This is a genomic window from Enterobacter cloacae complex sp. IR53030, assembly GCF_049238365.1.
Lineage (GTDB): Bacteria > Pseudomonadota > Gammaproteobacteria > Enterobacterales > Enterobacteriaceae > Enterobacter > Enterobacter kobei.
The window spans coordinates 289,357-305,033 of the sequence record NZ_JBMKHA010000003.1 but is presented as its reverse complement, the minus strand read 5'-3'; the positions used below and the strand labels follow the sequence as shown (position 1 = coordinate 305,033).

Below are 15,677 nucleotides of genomic sequence, written 5' to 3'. Positions count from 1 at the left end.
CTCATATCAGGAACTTGTTCGCACCTTCCCTAGCAGGGATCGTGGCCAGGGAAAACTCAGCGAGCGCTGGGTTAGAAAATGAGCTTGGCAACTGCCATGGAAAGGCCGGCTATACCAATCATGGTCGCAGCTAACCATTTTGTCTGAGCGGAAATAGATTGGTGTAACTCAGCTCTTAAAGAGGCGACATCTTCTTTGTTTGCATAATTTGATTTTATGACTGCTATATCAGTCCGAATGCCAGCCAGATCATCCTCTAGTTTCTTTACACGCTTCTCTAGCATGTCATCTCCTCCGCTACCTCCGCCACCGTGTTTCGGGAAATCGACTACGTGAATGTTATCTTCCATTCTAATATTCATTGGTCTTCCCCTGCTTCTGACAACTTCTGTTCAACCCACTTCAATACCGGCCACGTTGCAAAGTGCATAGAATACGCACAGTTCTTACATATCAAACGATATTCATATTTTACTAAAGAGTATGATGGTCCCTCTGTATCAAGTTTGACAGGGATGGCATAAATGCTGCTTTCGCACCCATCAGGCCCCACAGTGATTGAACTGGCGTTAGGTATAGAAATATCATCACTCCCACAAATTGGGCATATGACTGTTTTGACGCCGCGTTCGAAGAGATATTCAGAAAATAGCTCAGGAGTAACTTTCTCCAGCCGCCGCTGAAGGGTCAGTTGAAGTTGCATTTGGTGCTGTTTTTCGTCTTCCACGCTGATTCACCACGAAATGGTATTTCCTTAAATTTATCACGCGGGCATGACTTCAAAAACTGTTCATCTATCCATGGCAACGGGAAAACCCGCAGTTAAGCGGGTTGGGATGTTGATTGGCCAAGAAATCGGCCGATTGGCTGTCTTTTCAGCCGATTAAAAAATCTTGCGTAAATCCACGTCATAAACCGCCATCCAAGCAGCGCGAGGCCATGACTTAACAGTGCCAAAGCGCGGATCTTCTACTTCATGCGGTTCAGTGTCATTCTCCCTGCACCACTTGCGGAGCGGCTGCCATTTGAATTTCTGCCCGAGCTTCTTCTCTACAGGGATGATGGCTGCGTAGTTTTTCCCCTCCCCGATGCGTTCTGCCAGTTTGTTTTTGGCACGAACAGCTGCGGAAGCTGTTGCCATGGCGGTGACTTCGCGCTTCTCAGAGATCCAACGCTTCTCTTTGACTGCACGATCACGCTGTTCGGCGATGATGCGGTTCTCTTTCACTTTCGCCAGGAGGTCTTCGAGCGCGGCCTCGTAAGTCAGAGGAATCGCTGCAACCGGCGCAGGTCGGAAATATGAATCTTCCAGGCGCTCAAAGAAGGACCACGCTTCGTCAGAGTCGACTATCTTCGACATCCGGGCAGCGCCTTTCTCCGTCCATAAAGTTAGAGTGCGTACTTTGGTGGAGATTTGTGAGCCACTGTCAGTGGCTCGCAAATTTTTGAGGTCTGCGCCAGTCACCATGAAGTAGTGCTTCCCCTCTTCAAAGCGCTCTAAGTTTCGAGAAAGATTCATACGGATGCTTTTCTCTTCACAACCATATCCAGAGGCCAGCATCTCCGTGGTAACAACACGCATACCAGACCATTCCAGCACAGGGAATGCTTGGGGATCGACATTACGCTCGTGAACTGCTAAATTTAATGAAGTCATTCGTTGGTCCTTATGACACGTTTCATTGAAAGCCGGTAGCTCGAACTATCGGCTTTTTCTTTTTGCGCCATCCCATGCGCCCATCAGTGAATCCATCCGTCTTCGCCGCGAAGTTTTGCCAGCATCGGCTGAGCGTGACTTACGACAAAATTCTTGTCATCCAGATTTTTAGCTTCCCGGAGTAAAATCTTTTTGGTCTCTACAGTCATGTAGTGAATATCATGGGCAATATCGTACAGCGCCCCCGCATACTCAGATTTTGCCTGCTTCATCGCGGGATAAAGATTCTTGCTGACCAACTGGCTCCTTTCCATCCACAACTGCAGGTAACAAAGGCTAACCAGTTCCTCATCGGAGAATTGCTTAGCGATCGGTGAATGCTGCACCTCGCGATCCAGCACATCCAGCACCCAGCGTCGGAACTCTTTGGCAACTGGGGTTCGAGAAAACATACCCATCAGGTGGGCTCCGCGCAGAGAAAAAACGCGAGAATCCTGCACTCCACCGGGGGTGGTCACTTTAACCACCCCTGTCATATTTGCTGTAAATTCATCAGCATGCTTACGATAAAGGCGATGAATGGCTTTATCATCAGAGTAGCCGAGAGCCTCGCCTACCTGGGCAGCGGTCAGCCAAATCTGCCCTGCAACCTCCATGTAAGCGAAGTTGATATTCTGGAAAGTTAATTCGTAGTTATGTACAATATTCATGTCGATACTTCCGTCGCTGGATTTGTTCGATACCGAAGCCTGACGGTCTGACCACCGTTGGGCTTCAACGTTTTTATGCTTGAGCACTTTTCTCACCTGCCAATCCGTACACCTTTCTCAGCTGGTAAATAAGCTCTGTATTAAACTGACGACACTCATCGCCACCGTTCTTCTCGATAGCCTTACGTACGTCTTCAGGGAAGCGAACCTTGCGTTGGTACATGTCTTTTGCCTTTTCCATTAAACCCTCCAGTAAATGCCCCACCGTGAGGCTTGATGTAAGTGTCACACCGTGCGTCATTGCTGTCAACCCCACGGTGGGGCATAATTTACTTATTGTGAATTTTTTGTAGGCATAACGCTGAACATGAGCAGAGAAGATCCGCAGCTACGAATCAGGCTTCCAGTTGAACTTAAAGAGAAAATTGAAGACTCTGCCAAAGCTAACAACCGTTCAATGAATGCAGAAATTGTGCAGAGGCTTGATGGTAGCTTTTTGGCAGAAGTGTCAGATGATGAGGTCATCTCTGCCGAAGAGGCTATTCAGATAGTAAGCAAGGCAAGGGATGAGCTATCAGCGATAATTTTCAAAAGAACTTTCTCTGAGATTAATAAAAAGGTCAGAATTGGTCACACCACCTTCCATATCCACCTTGATGATTTGGAGCTTGATGGGCTAAGCGATGAGGATTTCGATACCGTCTTCCAAAAAACTTTCCTATGCCTTAAAGAGCTTGGTTATGAGATATGGGAAAAAACTTGGGATGTGACCGGCTTCACTGCTGAGATTCCTGAGAAAAAGCCCACCTGAGTGGGCTTGAATCTTTACTCCAGAAACCTGATTCCTGTCACAAAATCATCACTACCAACTCGATGGCTACCGTAAACGGCGTCGTACCCAGCGCCAAGATCAGCAGCTTTCGTTTCGGCAACATCTTTTGTGGCGTATACACCGACAAGGTGCCAAGGGGAACCGCGCACAACTCCCCACCCCAAGACCCAGCCTTTGTTATCCGGGTCGGCTTTTAGTCCATCTGCTACAAACATGCATATCTCCTTTGTTAACCAGATTGCATGTTATTTCGCCATAGATGGATAAGGCAAGGTGCGATAATTCAGGATAGAGCAGCCTTCACATTTAAGCCTGGTATATCACCTTTCGTGAATCGAACCGACACAGGGCCGCCATCAGCAATTACATCATAGTGGCGGATGAACACATCCGAAATTTTACCTGATAAAGAATCCTCAACCAGTACGCGATCCCCCTGCAATACCTGAAACTCTGTATTCTTGAGAACAATGCTATTTGATGAAAACTCAACTTTCACGCGTTTCATTATTTGCCCTTTGATATACGTTGGTAACTGGAGAGGATCTCTGTTTTGGAATCGCTTCCTTACTTGTTCTGACACAACTTTTGATATCATTTCTTTATTCCTTCTACGGGCTTATTGCTAACCCTCACACAATGCCCGGTAAATACATCTGCACCTCATCAGCAACGCGATCACGCGCTGCATGGAGTAGCTTTTTGCGCCCACCAACTCCCCACTTCGCCATCTGACTGGCGCACTGGCTAATCGCTTTGGTTTCGGTGTTAATCACATGGTCGATTTTGTTGAGGCGAGACATGGCATCAATGCCATTGCGGATCACCATTTGGAATGTCTGATAGACCTTTATCTCAAACTTGGCGCTAAGCCATGCCGCATATCTGATAGCTATAAGCTCAAGCCCCCAGACGCCATGATTAGGGCCGCCATTAACGGTTTTTAGCGCCGCTATTTTCGTAGCGGCGGTCAACTCCCGAATGAATGCCTTGATAGATTTGCTTTTTGTGAAGTTACTGGGTCGTTGTGATTCTGTGGCGTTACCTTCAGCCACCGCTGCGGCGTGGAGATCATTAAGATTGTAACGCCCTTCGTTATCGACACGAACGGATACGCCGTTTACAGATACGGTTGGATAGTGCATGAGGTTTACCTATAGAAAGTGAGCCTGTCACACAGAGATAGCCGCCCCAGAGTACAACTAACTCTCAGGCTCGCTTTCTGTAGGCTCTAGGATTATAACGTGCGCGTGTGAAGCGCGTTGGGTTTATTTCAGGTATAAAAAAGCCCCGCTTTAGCGAGGCTGGTCGTGTTGTTTCGAAGGTGATTAATGCGGCCCGTTCCGTTGCGCGTCGATCGCCAGCATCTGTTCTGCCCAGTCCATGACTTCGTCGTATTTCTCCTGAGTCGGCACTCTGGCTTTCTCTTTCTGCGGAAATTTAGCGTTCATGGCGGCGCGGAAGCTGGTCATTGTCATGTTCCATGCGTCTGACTCGCTCATGCCGAGGTGAGCAACAGCGGTGTAGACGAATGACCGTACATCGAATTTGTCGCTGTATTCTCCCTTCTTACCTTCGAACTCTTCCGGTGGTTGGTCGCCCATTACGCCATGAAGCATCAGGTGGCGGGCAAGCTGGATAACATCCTCAATTGGAATGGCTCCCGGCTTGAACAGCAGCCGTCCTGCCGCGTTCATCGAGTACGAACCAATCACCTCTGCAACATCACCTTCCGAGCAATGGCGGACTACGCTGGCAGCCGACGCTGCCATTTCAGCAAAGCAACGGGCATTGACCGCTTTCAGGATTTGAGCATCGGAGATTCGGTGTTTCGGATAATGGCCGGCATGAACCTTAACGAAAGCATCAACAATCTGTTCCGGTGAGCCAATACGCGACATAGCGAGGAATGACGGATTGAGAAATATCTCTTTGCTACCGGCCCGAATGACAGCCTGGCCGATATCGGTTATTGCTTTCATGAAGCCTCTCAAAGAAAAAGGGGCTTCCGCCCCTCATGCTTACTCTGCGTTGACGATAACCGTCGCCGCGCCGGACGTCAGACTACCAGCGGTGGCCGAAGTGATCTGACAGGTATAAGCCCCGGCATCATCTTCTGTAACACTCGCTTTGGTGTAATTGGCAGACGTGGCGCCGCTGATATCTTCGCCATCGTGCTTCCACTGATATGTCAGCACTGAACCATCAGAAACCGTTGCGGACACTGACAGATTCAGCGTATCACCAACGGTCAGCGTACGATTCTGCGGTTGAGCGGTGATAGTAATGACCGCACCAACGTCGCGCACGTCCACACTACCAGCACTGGATGCCTCAATAGACCAGGTGGCAACGTCATCGTGCGGCGCTTCATCCTGCCATGAGGTCACCATGAACGGCCCTTCGGTAATATCGTTTGGAGAGATGATCTTCAGCCAGACATACGGCTGGTTACTGGTCTCTGCGGGTGGGTTGTAGACGTGGCGTTTAAGCGCGTTCTGCGCATAAACATCCTCTTTGCGGGTAACGCCATCACCTGAGAACGAAATGTTCTTGTAAGTAACGAGGTTTTCCTGCGTGAATGCAGCGCTCATATCGGCAGTTGCATCAGCGGTTTCCCATTCTGCGCCTGTCGTTTTGCCTCGCATCATGCCAAGGCGTGTATAGTCACCGTTTGAGGGTTGGACTTCCGGGCAGGAAATCGCGTAATAAACAACGACGTCACGCCCTGTGAATGCACCAGCTTCACATGCCATGTTTGTATCTCCGTTTTATCGGGAAATGATGGTTTGAAAGGAAATATCGAAGAGGTAACGACCTTCTTCTGTTTTGATGGCGGTGATGCCGCCGATTGGCTGCATCGAGATGATGCACTCAGTTTTGTAGTCGTCGATCATCGCCTGGCGGATAGCGTCGGCGCGGTCTTCAACCTGGTTAATATTGCTGTCGTTCTGGCCTGACAGGAGAAGGATACGAAAATAATCGCGGGTTATCGCTTCCTCTGGCTTGCCGCCGCCGTTCTGCTGGATAACGATAAAGCGATCGCCTGCTGATTCTTCAGAATCTTTCCAGAATCGACTCTGAACACGATAACCAACATCAAAGCCATGCGACTGCAACCACGCTCTCAACGCGTCATACACTTCGCTACGTGTCATACTTTGTACCCTTGCTTGATGATGGCCTTTATCTCGTTGAGACCGTCACGCTCAAAGCCTTTAGTCAGAAATTCTGGTTCAGCGTCCGGGTCCCAATAGTTACCTTTTCCTGTGCCGCCACCGAATTCTTTTCCAGCGCGAGTTCTGCCGAAGTGCTCACGCGGCTGGCCTTTTAGCTTACCGGACATACCATGAACGGCGGCAGCGTATGCAGCCGTATACCCGACCTTTCCCTGCATCCCACCTGGCATTGGTTCAAGCTTTCTGTACTGGCTGTTGATAAGAGTGGATGTGTCAATGGGGGTAAGTAGCGCGGCGTGAGACGATCCGACAATCATGACCTCAGTCAGCACTCTTTCTGTGCGTGGCCCGGCAATTTCTGCCAGCACCTTGTGGGTGTTCATCTGAACACGCTTGATACCTTTAACGGGCATGATTACCTCACGTCATAACCTTATAATCCGGTTCTTCTTCGAAGAAACTCATATCCCATTCGGTCACCGCTTTGATGATATTGGCGCCAGCCTTCAGCGGATCGGCCTGAGTTGTTGTGTCACCTCTGGCGATGTACCAGTCGCGCTTCGGCATGGTCGCATCGACGCCGTTACGCTTAAGCTCAGTGAAGAAAATCAGGTTCGTGGTGAACTCTTTCCCGCTGGCATCTACCGCAACTTCATTGTTTGCCGTCCAGGCGCAGTCAATCAGGTAGGGAGTTCCGTTTGTCCAGGTGCTGTTCCAGTCGTCGTAGACGCGCGGATAGATTGTCGCAACGTTGGTGTAACTCCAGCGCGCTGTTTCAGACATTGCTATCCTCCCACCGGATCACCTCCGGTTTCTCCGCTGCAACTTTCCGGCACAACAGATACCAGTCACCGTTGCTTTTGACATAGCCGGTAACGCGCTTACCACTGTCGGTCATCACCCAGACTTTGACGAACGGCTCAGGCAATCGCTGCTTAACCGATACCCATGCCATTACTTACCCCCGCACATGCAGCCACCTCGGCCAATCCAGATACCAGCAAACGCTGTATTGGTCGGGTCTGGAGGGATGAGGTCATTAGCACAGCCGTGTTTGTCAGCGCCACGCAACAATGCCAGCGCCCCTTTCCATCGGTCGGGAAACGACTGATACCGGAATGAACGCGATGCACCATTGGGTGCGGTCTGGGAGCTGATGTACTTATCGCCTTGCCCCAGGCCCATCAATGCAAGCAAATACATCTGGATTGCCAACGCCTTTGATGCCGGGTAATGCGCATCGAGGCATTCCTGAATGCTGTTAACATCGTCCACTAACGCCTGAAGCATGAAGTCCGGGATGGTAATGCCCTGACTTTGCAAATACTCCCTGGCCTGTTCGAGAGTTACCATCAAAGACTCCTGAAATAGCCCCGCCGGGACGGGGCATAAAAAAACCGCTTTCGCGGCGGTTATTCAGCAGGGAACAGTTTTCCGAGTTCACCATCAGGCAACAATTCACCGAGCTTTTCAGCCCCGAGATTGCCTTTAAACTCGATACCCAGCTCCGTCAGGCGCGCTGCGATAATCTCTTTTCGGGATTTCACATCCGTGCCAGCCTCTGGCGTCGCCGGTGTTAATGCCGCATCAGAGAGTTTCATAACATGAGGCTTTAGCGCAGGATGCAGTTTCTCAATTTCAACCACATCACCGACGTTCACTCCATGCCATGCTCTGGTTACCTGGTATTTAGCCATGTTGTTCTCCTTATGCCAGATTCGCGCCGTACAGCACACCGGACAGGCCTTCGCCGTCTTTCTTAATTTGCAAACCCTCAGCGCTCATAATCTGGAAATTATAATTCGACTGGGGCATTGGGCGCGGCAGAGGGACAACGCCGACAGCCATACCGACCAGCGGAGAAATCACGTCCTGACGACGCTCATAGGCGAGGAACTCATTGCCGGAAAGCGCGTAGGTCATCTGGATAGACTTCGCAGGAATGAACTTACTGATCGCATCCAGAACCGTTCCGCTCAGTAACGCATTGGTGCCGGTGTTAATGTCTACCAGGTATGGCTTCGCCATGTTGGCCCACACTTCCGGACTAACCCACAGCTTGTCGTAAGCAGTTACTTTGTTGGTGCGAGCCGTCAGGCCAAACGGGCCGGTAGGGCCGAAGAAGGCCAGCAACTGCGCCGGGGTTGCAGTGGTAAGGTCGATGTTGGCGCCGCCCGCTCCGCTGCCCAGGTTGATCTTCTGCGTGTTACGGTGGTTTTTCATCCCCTGAGCTGGCAGACCATCAACAACAATGCTGGAGTCGCCGTTCAGATAGAAGTTGACGCGCTTCTTGTGGAACTTACGCAGCTTAGCCGACTGAGATTCCAGCACCAGATCGACGCCGACAGTGCTCAGACCTGCCGCGTGTCGCCAGTTGACACCGTAACCGGCAGTGAATACCGGGATCGGGTCACCATCAGAACCGAATTCAGTATGGTCGAAGGAGTACGGCGCCTGACCATCGATGCTGATTGACACGTCATCAGCGATGTCACCAGACACGTTATACAGCTTCGCGGTTTTGCCGATAGGCAATACAGTCTGCACGCCCATCAGGTCATTGACGATTTCCATGCCAATTTCCTGATCGCGCATCTGGATAATCTGGCGATCAATCTCAGCCCAGAATTCACGAGCGAAGCCACCAACAGCGTTAGCCGCCAGCATTTCGGGGGTCATGCTCTGGCGATATGCGTTAACCATCATGTCGTGATGATGGTTGAAAATGTTGCGGTTGGCCCACAGCTCATTCCAGTGCCCGCGCAGTCGGCTGTTAGCAGCCAGTGTTTCGGGGGTAAAATACATTCTTATTCTCCTGAATTTTCTGCCGGGGCAGCTACAGTGCCAACGCGCATACGCACGCGGATGAAACCCAAATTTCGTTGCGCACCAGATGAGCCATTCGTCAGCGCAAATGCTATTCACGGTTTACGGTAAATGGATGACCGAGAATAACCATGACCAGGTGGGCATTTTGAACGCATCATTTACTCAAAATGCCCCACCGATGCCCCATAGAAAAACCGCATAACCTTAACTATCTGATTTAACATATTAATATCACTTCAATCATGATTCATCTGGATGAGTAAAGTCGGCTCCTTCGCATTTAGCTTCCTGCCTGTGATGTTCTGTATCGCCATTCCGCTGGGTCTGGCGCGCGAGAACAAAGGTGTGGCGGCGTTTGCCGGTTTTGTGGGTTACGCTGTGATGAATCTGGCGGTTAACTTCTGGCTGACCGCGAAAGGCATTCTGCCGACCACCGACGCTGCCGTGCTGAAAGCCAATAACATTCAGAGCGTGATTGGTATCCAGTCGATTGATACCGGGATCCTCGGCGCGGTGATCGCCGGGGTGATTATCTGGATGCTGCACGAGCGCTTCCACAATATTCGCCTGCCGGATGCCCTGGCCTTCTTCGGCGGTACCCGCTTTGTACCAATTATTACCCTGGTGGTGATGGGTCTGTTTGGTTTAATCATTCCGCTGATCTGGCCAGTCTTTGCGATGGGCATCAACGGTATTGGCCGCATCATTAACGGCGCGGGCGATTTTGGTCCGATGATCTTCGGTACCGGTGAGCGTCTGCTGCTGCCGTTTGGCCTGCAGCATATCCTGGTCGCCCTGATTCGCTTCACCGAAGCGGGCGGAACCATGGAGGTGTGCGGTCACGATGTGAGCGGCGCGCTGACCATCTTCCAGGCGCAGCTGAGCTGCCCGACCACTCATGGCTTCTCTGAAAGCGCCACCCGCTTCCTGTCCCAGGGTAAAATGCCAGCCTTCCTTGGCGGCCTGCCGGGTGCGGCACTGGCGATGTACCACTGCGCGCGTCCGGAAAACCGCCATAAAATTAAAGGGCTGCTGATCTCCGGCGTGATCGCCTGCGTCGTCGGCGGGACCACTGAGCCTATCGAATTCCTGTTCCTGTTTGTTGCGCCGGTGCTGTATCTCATCCACGCCGTGCTGACCGGTCTGGGCTTTACCGTCATGGCGGTACTGGGCGTCACCATCGGTAATACCGACGGCAACGTGATTGACTTCGTGGTGTTCGGTATCCTGCATGGTCTTTCCACCAAGTGGTATCTGGTACCGGTCGTGGCGGCCATCTGGTTTGCGGTGTACTACGGCATCTTCCGCTTCGCCATTACCCGCTTCAACCTGAAAACGCCAGGCCGTGATGTTGAAACAGCCACCAGCGTCGAACAGGCGGTTGCAGGAACCGTGGGCAAATCCGGCTATAACACCCTTGCCATTCTGGCGGCGCTGGGCGGTGCGGATAACATTACCTCGCTGGATAACTGCATTACCCGCCTGCGTTTGTCGGTGGCGGATATGTCAAAAGTGGATACCAACGCCCTGAAAGCTAACCGGGCGATCGGCGTGGTACAGTTAAATCAGCACAATTTGCAGGTGGTTATCGGCCCGCAGGTACAGTCGGTGAAAGATGAGCTGGCAACCCTGATGCGAACAGTAGAAGCCTGATGCCCCGCCCCCTCGCTCTGAGGGGGTTTTACTTTAAGGACTCACGTGATGTTTGATTTCTCTACCGTCGTGGATCGTCACGGCACCTGGTGTACACAGTGGGACTACGTCGCCGACCGTTTTGGCACGCCCGACCTGCTGCCCTTCACCATCTCGGATATGGATTTCGCCACCGCCCCCTGCATTACTGACGCGCTGCATCAGCGCATCAACCACGGCGTGTTTGGCTACAGCCGCTGGAAAAACGATGAATTTCTCGCCGCCGTCGCGCACTGGTTCCGCCAGCGCTTTAACAGCCACATTGATACCGAAACCATCGTGTATGGCCCTTCCGTCATCTACATGGTGTCCGAGCTGATTCGTCTCTGGTCCGCTCCTGGCGACGGCGTGGTGGTGCACACCCCGGCATACGATGCGTTTTACAAAGTCATTGAAGGCAATGGGCGTCATGTGGTGCCGGTTGAGATGGAAAAGCATGCTTCTGGCTGGCTGGGCAATATGGCCGCTCTGGAAGCGGCACTGGTGAAACCGGAAAATAAAATCCTGCTCCTGTGCAGCCCGCAAAACCCAACCGGTAAGGTCTGGACCCGCGATGAATTGACCCACATGGCAGAGTTGTGCGCGCGCCATAACGTTGCGGTCATCAGCGATGAAATTCATATGGATATGGTGTGGGGTGCGCATCGTCACACGCCGTGGAATGAGGTGGCGCGCGGCAAATGGGCGCTGCTAACCTCCGGCTCGAAAAGCTTTAATATTCCGGCGCTGACGGGCGCTTACGGCCTGATAGGTGAAGAAGAGAGTCGTAACGGCTATCTCGGCGCCTTAAAAGGCCGGGACGGACTCTCTTCCCCCTCCGTACTGGCACTGACGGCGCATATCGCCGCTTACCAGCAGGGAGCACCGTGGCTGGATGCCCTAAGGCACTATCTCGAAGAAAATCTGCTGTATATCGCGCAGGAATTAAACAGTGCTTTTCCGAAACTGAACTGGCAGCCGCCGGAGGCCACCTATCTGGCCTGGGTTGATCTGCGCCCGCTAAATATTGATGACCGCGCGCTACAAAAAGTACTGATTGAGCGCCAAAAAGTCGCCATCATGCCGGGATATACCTACGGAAACGAGGGTAACGGTTTCGTGCGTCTGAACGCTGGCTGCCCGCGCAGCAAGCTGGAACAAGGGGTGAAACGCCTCATCGCCGGGATTAACACGCTCCTGTAATCAGTTTGCGCAACGGAATATTCCCTTGCGCAAATAGCTTTTTACCCCGTTTTGTTTTTATAATATGGCGCACTTTAACCAGAAAAGAGTGCGACCATGATTGATACACGCCTGCCTTTAACTGATATTCATCGTCACCTTGACGGTAACATTCGTGCCCAAACCATCCTCGATCTTGGCCGCCAGTACAATTTAACGCTTCCCGCTCAGACGCTTGAGTCTCTTATTCCGCACGTTCAGGTCACCTCAAATGAACCTGACCTCGTCAGCTTCCTGAGCAAACTCGACTGGGGCGTGAAGATGCTGGCCTCGCTGGATGCCTGCCGCCGCGTGGCGTTTGAGAACATTGAAGATGCGGCCCGTAACGGCCTGCACTACGTTGAGCTGCGCTTCTCGCCGGGCTATATGGCGATGACCCACAACCTGCCCGTTGCAGGCGTGGTGGAAGCCGTGATTGAAGGCGTCCGCCAGGGGTGTGAAACTTTCGATGTCCAGGCCCGTCTGATTGGTATTATGAGCCGTACGTTTGGCGAAGCGGCCTGCCTGCAGGAGCTGGAGGCGCTGCTGGCCCATCGCGATGCCATCACTGCCGTCGATCTCGCCGGTGATGAACTGGGCTTCCCGGGCAGCCTGTTCCTCTCTCACTTCAACCGCGCACGCGATGCCGGCTGGCACATTACCGTTCATGCGGGCGAAGCGGCAGGCCCGGAAAGTATCTGGCAGGCCATTCGTGAGCTCGGCGCCGAGCGTATCGGTCACGGCGTGAAGGCGGTAGAAGACCGCGCCCTGATGGATTTCCTCGCAGAACAGCGTATCGGGATTGAATCGTGCCTGACGTCCAATATTCAGACCAGCACCGTGGCAACGCTCGCGCAGCACCCGCTGAAAACCTTCCTGGAACACGGCGTGCTGGCCTCGCTGAACACTGACGATCCGGCGGTACAGGGCGTGGATATCATCCACGAATACAATAACGCCGCACCGCAGGCGGGTCTGAGCCGCGAGCAGATCCGTCAGGCGCAGATCAACGGTCTGGAAATTGCGTTCCTGACGCCGGAAGAGAAGCAGGCTCTGCGGAATAAAGTGGCAACCGCGTAAGCCTTTTTGCCGGGTGGCGGCTGCGCCTTACCCGGCCTACAGTATCTGAACCCTATGCCAGACAGAGCGTGGCGCGATGTTTGGCAGATTCGATACCCAGCTCAATCAGCTCCATAATCTGAATCGCCTGGCTGGCCGGAACCGGATTTTCTCCTGTTCCGTTCAACGCATCGCGAATAGCCGCATAATAGGCCGGATAGTTGCCCGGCATCGTCAGCAACGTTTCCTCAACCAGTTCCTCACCTTCAACCCGCGTGACCACGCCGTCGCGCATATCATAGCCCCAGTCTTCCTGCGGCAAACGCTCACCGTTTTTAAGACGGTCTTCCTGTGGATCGAGGCCAAACTTCACATAGCTTCCCCGCGTGCCGTGAATGATATAACGGGCAGATTCCGCGGCCGCGACCATCGTTCCATGCAGCACGATGCGGCGCTGCGGATAACTTAACACCGCGTGGAAGTAATCGGTCGTCTGCGCCCCGGGTCTGAGCTGGGCCAGATCGACCGTCATGCTCACCGGCAGACCAAACAGGTTGACAGCCTGGTCCAAAAGATGAGGGGCTAAATCGTACCAGATGCCGCTCCCCGGACCGGCCTGCTCCCGCCAGCGGTTTCTTACCTGCGGGCGAAAACGGTCAAAGTGCGATTCAAAAAAGAGGATCTCGCCTAACGTACCTTCGCTGAGTAGCGCTTTTACCGTCAGGAAGTCGCTGTCCCAACGGCGGTTATGAAAAACGGAAAGCAGTCTGCCCAGGCCTTTTGCCAGCGCGTCCAGTTCACGCGCCTGTGACAACGTCACCGTGAAAGGTTTATCAACAATGACGTGCTTTCCTGCTTCCAGCGCGGCTTTTGCCAGGGGGAAATGCGTGTCGTTAGGTGTAGGGATGACAATTAAATCAATATTCGGATCGTTGAAGAGATGTTTTGGCTCAGAGACAACCGGCACGGAAGGCCAGTCGGCATGGACTTTGGTAGCATCGCTACTGGATACTGCTGCCAGCATCATTCCGGGCGTTCCGGCTATCAGAGGTGCATGAAACGTTTTGCTCGCGTACCCATAACCTATCAGACCGACGCGGATATTATCACTCATAGTGCTGTCCTCTTTTATGACGTTCTTATTTCACACTGGCAAGCCTGGCATAAGCGCAGATTAATAATGTGCCGTATGACTTAAAATAGCAGGTTGTGGCGGTTGTTTTCGTTACATAGTATTAACCTTCTGATTTTGTTTAAGGGAACCGTTCCCAAAGCGCTTGCCGTTGGTGAGGCCTCGCTGTAACATTTGCGCCCTGTATTTATGGATAAAGTACAATTACGAGTCATGACATCAATTATTAATCGAATCATTGAATTAGCGGGATGGATTGTTCTTGGGGTATCGGTCATTTTGCTCGGCGTTGCCAGCCACATCGATAACTACCAGCCGCCGGAGCCTGTCACAGTCGCCCAACCTAAGTAACCGGTTACTGCAATAACGAGTGACATATTATGTCAGTTACGTATTGCCAGCCCAGGTGAACACGGTTAACCTTCTCTTCCAGGCATCGTCTGATGCCTGAATTTCAGCAAAGAAAACTCCTAATTTCGTCGCGTTACCTGAGTGGGCTGTTTACGTCTTTATTAATCCGTTTATTATTCGAACGAATTACCTTAACGGGTATTACTCACTTTTATATGGAAACTTATTAATATGACAGTTCAGGACTATTTATTAAAATTTCGCAAGATCAATTCGCTTGAGAGCCTGGAAAAACTGTTTGACCACCTGAACTACACCCTGTCGGATAATCAGGACATCATCAATATGTATCGCGCCGCCGATCATCGCCGTGCGGAGCTGGTCTCCGGCGGTCGTTTGTTCAACGTCGGTGAAGTGCCTAAGTCTGTCTGGCGTTACGTTTTATAAGAAAGTAGCCATCCGCGCGAAATGTTATATACTCTCCGCCCTGCAAACTGGCTGTACAACATTTCGCGCAGATTATGGGAGAGTTCATGACCGCAACGCCTGGAGAACGCATTGGAGGCTGGTTAATCGCCCCACTGGCATGGCTGCTGGTTGCCTTGTTAAGCGCATCGCTTGCGCTGCTGCTTTATACTACCGCACTGATCACCCCTCACGCTATTCAGACCCTGATGTCGCAAAGTGTGCTTAATATTGCGATGTGGTTTGTGTCCTTCGTTTTCGCGATCGGCATGTGGTACTACACCCTGTGGCTGACCATTGCCTTCTTCAAACGCCGCAAAGGGGTGCCTAAGCACTATATTATCTGGCTGTTAATCTCAGTCCTGCTGGCAGTCAAGGCGTTTGCGTTCTCGCCGGTGTCTGACGTGCTTGCGGTCCGCCAGCTACTTTTCCCGTTACTGGCCGCGGCGCTGCTGGTGCCCTATTTCAAACGGTCGACGCGGGTAAAAAACACCTTCGTGAACCCGTAATAACCTTACAGATAACCTGTTGTCGCCTGACCCGGTTTGTCCGATAATAGGCGGCTTTTTTA

General features: G+C 52.1%; 24 protein-coding genes and 2 pseudogenes. 8 read left to right on the top strand and 18 right to left on the bottom strand.

Features of this window, described 5'->3' with window-relative positions:
• Positions 1-71 precede the first annotated feature (71 nt).
• The 5 genes from ACOTXR_RS05240 to ACOTXR_RS05220 form a co-directional block, all read right to left on the bottom strand.
• On the bottom strand, positions 72-362 hold the full coding sequence (locus tag ACOTXR_RS05240; RefSeq protein WP_226856264.1) for a hemolysin XhlA: 291 nt from the start codon (positions 360-362) through the stop codon (positions 72-74).
• A complete protein-coding gene (locus tag ACOTXR_RS05235; RefSeq protein WP_032676269.1) occupies positions 359-727 on the bottom strand; it encodes a hypothetical protein in 369 nt (122 codons plus the stop codon). Before ACOTXR_RS05235 ends, ACOTXR_RS05240 begins: the two co-directional genes overlap by 4 nt.
• A gap of 156 nt (positions 728-883) precedes the next feature.
• Complete coding sequence (locus ACOTXR_RS05230) at positions 884-1,657, bottom strand: ORF6N domain-containing protein (RefSeq protein ID WP_063928112.1); 774 nt, start codon at positions 1,655-1,657, stop codon at positions 884-886.
• Positions 1,658-1,740: 83 nt separating this feature from the next.
• Positions 1,741-2,454, bottom strand: coding sequence for a BRO family protein (locus ACOTXR_RS05225; protein ID WP_063928111.1), 714 nt, complete (start codon positions 2,452-2,454; stop codon positions 1,741-1,743).
• On the bottom strand, positions 2,441-2,608 hold the full coding sequence (locus ACOTXR_RS05220; RefSeq protein WP_002462729.1) for a hypothetical protein: 168 nt from the start codon (positions 2,606-2,608) through the stop codon (positions 2,441-2,443). The genes ACOTXR_RS05225 and ACOTXR_RS05220 overlap by 14 nt, the downstream gene beginning before the upstream one ends.
• A 126-nt stretch (positions 2,609-2,734) precedes the next feature.
• On the opposite strand from ACOTXR_RS05220, the gene ACOTXR_RS05215 reads away from it, so the two are divergent.
• Positions 2,735-3,178 (top strand): Arc family DNA-binding protein, encoded by a 444-nt coding sequence (locus tag ACOTXR_RS05215; protein ID WP_222834832.1) that lies wholly within the window; start codon positions 2,735-2,737, stop codon positions 3,176-3,178.
• Positions 3,179-3,192: 14 nt separating this feature from the next.
• On the opposite strand, the gene ACOTXR_RS05210 is transcribed toward ACOTXR_RS05215, so the two are convergent.
• From ACOTXR_RS05210 to ACOTXR_RS05155, 12 genes are all read right to left on the bottom strand, one after another.
• Positions 3,193-3,414 carry a hypothetical protein gene (locus ACOTXR_RS05210; RefSeq protein ID WP_222834831.1) on the bottom strand — a complete coding sequence of 74 codons (222 nt, stop codon included), beginning with the start codon at positions 3,412-3,414 and terminating at the stop codon, positions 3,193-3,195.
• Between the two features lie 68 nt (positions 3,415-3,482).
• On the bottom strand, positions 3,483-3,707 hold the full coding sequence (locus tag ACOTXR_RS05205) for a hypothetical protein (RefSeq protein WP_222834830.1): 225 nt from the start codon (positions 3,705-3,707) through the stop codon (positions 3,483-3,485).
• A gap of 124 nt (positions 3,708-3,831) precedes the next feature.
• Entirely contained in the window at positions 3,832-4,344 is a 513-nt protein-coding gene (locus tag ACOTXR_RS05200; RefSeq protein ID WP_222834829.1) for a KilA-N domain-containing protein, read from the bottom strand.
• Between the two features lie 183 nt (positions 4,345-4,527).
• The gene (locus ACOTXR_RS05195; RefSeq protein ID WP_222834828.1) at positions 4,528-5,181 is read right to left on the bottom strand and encodes a DUF6246 family protein; all 654 of its coding nucleotides are present in this window, start codon (positions 5,179-5,181) and stop codon (positions 4,528-4,530) included.
• Positions 5,182-5,220: 39 nt separating this feature from the next.
• On the bottom strand, positions 5,221-5,955 hold the full coding sequence (locus tag ACOTXR_RS05190) for an immunoglobulin domain-containing protein (RefSeq protein WP_222834827.1): 735 nt from the start codon (positions 5,953-5,955) through the stop codon (positions 5,221-5,223).
• Positions 5,956-5,970: 15 nt separating this feature from the next.
• A complete protein-coding gene (locus ACOTXR_RS05185) occupies positions 5,971-6,357 on the bottom strand; it encodes a phage tail termination protein (protein WP_112001856.1) in 387 nt (128 codons plus the stop codon).
• Positions 6,354-6,791, bottom strand: coding sequence for a hypothetical protein (locus ACOTXR_RS05180; protein WP_112001855.1), 438 nt, complete (start codon positions 6,789-6,791; stop codon positions 6,354-6,356). The genes ACOTXR_RS05185 and ACOTXR_RS05180 overlap by 4 nt, the downstream gene beginning before the upstream one ends.
• Positions 6,792-6,798: 7 nt before the next feature.
• Complete coding sequence (locus tag ACOTXR_RS05175; RefSeq protein WP_222834826.1) at positions 6,799-7,161, bottom strand: hypothetical protein; 363 nt, start codon at positions 7,159-7,161, stop codon at positions 6,799-6,801.
• A complete protein-coding gene (locus ACOTXR_RS05170; RefSeq protein ID WP_222834825.1) occupies positions 7,154-7,333 on the bottom strand; it encodes a hypothetical protein in 180 nt (59 codons plus the stop codon). The genes ACOTXR_RS05175 and ACOTXR_RS05170 overlap by 8 nt, the downstream gene beginning before the upstream one ends.
• Positions 7,333-7,731 carry a DUF7370 family protein gene (locus ACOTXR_RS05165; RefSeq protein ID WP_222834824.1) on the bottom strand — a complete coding sequence of 133 codons (399 nt, stop codon included), beginning with the start codon at positions 7,729-7,731 and terminating at the stop codon, positions 7,333-7,335. Before ACOTXR_RS05165 ends, ACOTXR_RS05170 begins: the two co-directional genes overlap by 1 nt.
• Positions 7,732-7,790: 59 nt before the next feature.
• Positions 7,791-8,075, bottom strand: a complete 285-nt coding sequence (locus tag ACOTXR_RS05160) for a hypothetical protein (protein WP_222834823.1) — start codon at positions 8,073-8,075, stop codon at positions 7,791-7,793.
• A 10-nt stretch (positions 8,076-8,085) separates the two neighbouring features.
• Positions 8,086-9,183 (bottom strand): major capsid protein, encoded by a 1,098-nt coding sequence (locus ACOTXR_RS05155; RefSeq protein ID WP_222834822.1) that lies wholly within the window; start codon positions 9,181-9,183, stop codon positions 8,086-8,088.
• Between the two features lie 64 nt (positions 9,184-9,247).
• On the opposite strand from ACOTXR_RS05155, the pseudogene ACOTXR_RS05150 reads away from it, so the two are divergent.
• The 4 genes and pseudogenes from ACOTXR_RS05150 to add form a co-directional block, all read left to right on the top strand.
• Positions 9,248-9,409: pseudogene (locus ACOTXR_RS05150) on the top strand (site-specific integrase); the annotation flags it as partial.
• 44 nt (positions 9,410-9,453) lie between these two features.
• Positions 9,454-10,860 (top strand): annotated as a pseudogene (gene malX / locus ACOTXR_RS05145) (maltose/glucose-specific PTS transporter subunit IIBC); the annotation flags it as partial.
• 48 nt (positions 10,861-10,908) lie between these two features.
• Positions 10,909-12,081: a MalY/PatB family protein gene (locus ACOTXR_RS05140; RefSeq protein ID WP_078310478.1), complete on the top strand. Its 1,173-nt coding sequence runs from the start codon at positions 10,909-10,911 to the stop codon at positions 12,079-12,081.
• 96 nt (positions 12,082-12,177) lie between these two features.
• The gene (gene add, locus ACOTXR_RS05135) at positions 12,178-13,179 is read left to right on the top strand and encodes an adenosine deaminase (RefSeq protein WP_014883584.1); all 1,002 of its coding nucleotides are present in this window, start codon (positions 12,178-12,180) and stop codon (positions 13,177-13,179) included.
• A gap of 52 nt (positions 13,180-13,231) precedes the next feature.
• Here add and ACOTXR_RS05130 read toward each other — a convergent pair whose 3' ends face one another.
• A complete protein-coding gene (locus tag ACOTXR_RS05130) occupies positions 13,232-14,272 on the bottom strand; it encodes an oxidoreductase (protein WP_058690705.1) in 1,041 nt (346 codons plus the stop codon).
• Between the two features lie 243 nt (positions 14,273-14,515).
• Between ACOTXR_RS05130 and blr the strand changes: the two genes are divergently transcribed.
• From blr to ACOTXR_RS05115, 3 genes are all read left to right on the top strand, one after another.
• Positions 14,516-14,641 (top strand): division septum protein Blr, encoded by a 126-nt coding sequence (gene blr / locus ACOTXR_RS05125; protein ID WP_168112406.1) that lies wholly within the window; start codon positions 14,516-14,518, stop codon positions 14,639-14,641.
• A 231-nt stretch (positions 14,642-14,872) separates the two neighbouring features.
• On the top strand, positions 14,873-15,088 hold the full coding sequence (gene ydgT, locus ACOTXR_RS05120; protein WP_013096896.1) for a transcription modulator YdgT: 216 nt from the start codon (positions 14,873-14,875) through the stop codon (positions 15,086-15,088).
• A gap of 86 nt (positions 15,089-15,174) precedes the next feature.
• A complete protein-coding gene (locus ACOTXR_RS05115) occupies positions 15,175-15,615 on the top strand; it encodes a DUF2569 domain-containing protein (RefSeq protein WP_023337192.1) in 441 nt (146 codons plus the stop codon).
• Positions 15,616-15,677: the final 62 nt, after the last annotated feature.

Excerpts from the sequence above, each read along its gene's own strand:
- ACOTXR_RS05200 (WP_222834829.1), bottom strand. The coding sequence starts at position 4,344 with ATGCACTATCCAACCGTATCTGTAAACGGCGTATCCGTTCGTGTCGAT.
- ACOTXR_RS05230 (WP_063928112.1), bottom strand. The coding sequence starts at position 1,657 with ATGACTTCATTAAATTTAGCAGTTCACGAGCGTAATGTCGATCCCCAA.
- ACOTXR_RS05165 (WP_222834824.1), bottom strand. The coding sequence starts at position 7,731 with ATGGTAACTCTCGAACAGGCCAGGGAGTATTTGCAAAGTCAGGGCATT.
- ACOTXR_RS05130 (WP_058690705.1), bottom strand. The coding sequence starts at position 14,272 with ATGAGTGATAATATCCGCGTCGGTCTGATAGGTTATGGGTACGCGAGC.
- ACOTXR_RS05215 (WP_222834832.1), top strand. The coding sequence starts at position 2,735 with ATGAGCAGAGAAGATCCGCAGCTACGAATCAGGCTTCCAGTTGAACTT.
- ACOTXR_RS05175 (WP_222834826.1), bottom strand. The coding sequence starts at position 7,161 with ATGTCTGAAACAGCGCGCTGGAGTTACACCAACGTTGCGACAATCTAT.
- ACOTXR_RS05180 (WP_112001855.1), bottom strand. The coding sequence starts at position 6,791 with ATGCCCGTTAAAGGTATCAAGCGTGTTCAGATGAACACCCACAAGGTG.
- ACOTXR_RS05115 (WP_023337192.1), top strand. The coding sequence starts at position 15,175 with ATGACCGCAACGCCTGGAGAACGCATTGGAGGCTGGTTAATCGCCCCA.
- ACOTXR_RS05240 (WP_226856264.1), bottom strand. The coding sequence starts at position 362 with ATGAATATTAGAATGGAAGATAACATTCACGTAGTCGATTTCCCGAAA.
- ACOTXR_RS05160 (WP_222834823.1), bottom strand. The coding sequence starts at position 8,075 with ATGGCTAAATACCAGGTAACCAGAGCATGGCATGGAGTGAACGTCGGT.
- ACOTXR_RS05185 (WP_112001856.1), bottom strand. The coding sequence starts at position 6,357 with ATGACACGTAGCGAAGTGTATGACGCGTTGAGAGCGTGGTTGCAGTCG.
- ACOTXR_RS05190 (WP_222834827.1), bottom strand. The coding sequence starts at position 5,955 with ATGGCATGTGAAGCTGGTGCATTCACAGGGCGTGACGTCGTTGTTTAT.
- ydgT (WP_013096896.1), top strand. The coding sequence starts at position 14,873 with ATGACAGTTCAGGACTATTTATTAAAATTTCGCAAGATCAATTCGCTT.
- ACOTXR_RS05210 (WP_222834831.1), bottom strand. The coding sequence starts at position 3,414 with ATGTTTGTAGCAGATGGACTAAAAGCCGACCCGGATAACAAAGGCTGG.
- ACOTXR_RS05170 (WP_222834825.1), bottom strand. The coding sequence starts at position 7,333 with ATGGCATGGGTATCGGTTAAGCAGCGATTGCCTGAGCCGTTCGTCAAA.
- ACOTXR_RS05220 (WP_002462729.1), bottom strand. The coding sequence starts at position 2,608 with ATGGAAAAGGCAAAAGACATGTACCAACGCAAGGTTCGCTTCCCTGAA.
- ACOTXR_RS05205 (WP_222834830.1), bottom strand. The coding sequence starts at position 3,707 with ATGAAACGCGTGAAAGTTGAGTTTTCATCAAATAGCATTGTTCTCAAG.
- add (WP_014883584.1), top strand. The coding sequence starts at position 12,178 with ATGATTGATACACGCCTGCCTTTAACTGATATTCATCGTCACCTTGAC.
- ACOTXR_RS05140 (WP_078310478.1), top strand. The coding sequence starts at position 10,909 with ATGTTTGATTTCTCTACCGTCGTGGATCGTCACGGCACCTGGTGTACA.
- ACOTXR_RS05155 (WP_222834822.1), bottom strand. The coding sequence starts at position 9,183 with ATGTATTTTACCCCCGAAACACTGGCTGCTAACAGCCGACTGCGCGGG.
- ACOTXR_RS05195 (WP_222834828.1), bottom strand. The coding sequence starts at position 5,181 with ATGAAAGCAATAACCGATATCGGCCAGGCTGTCATTCGGGCCGGTAGC.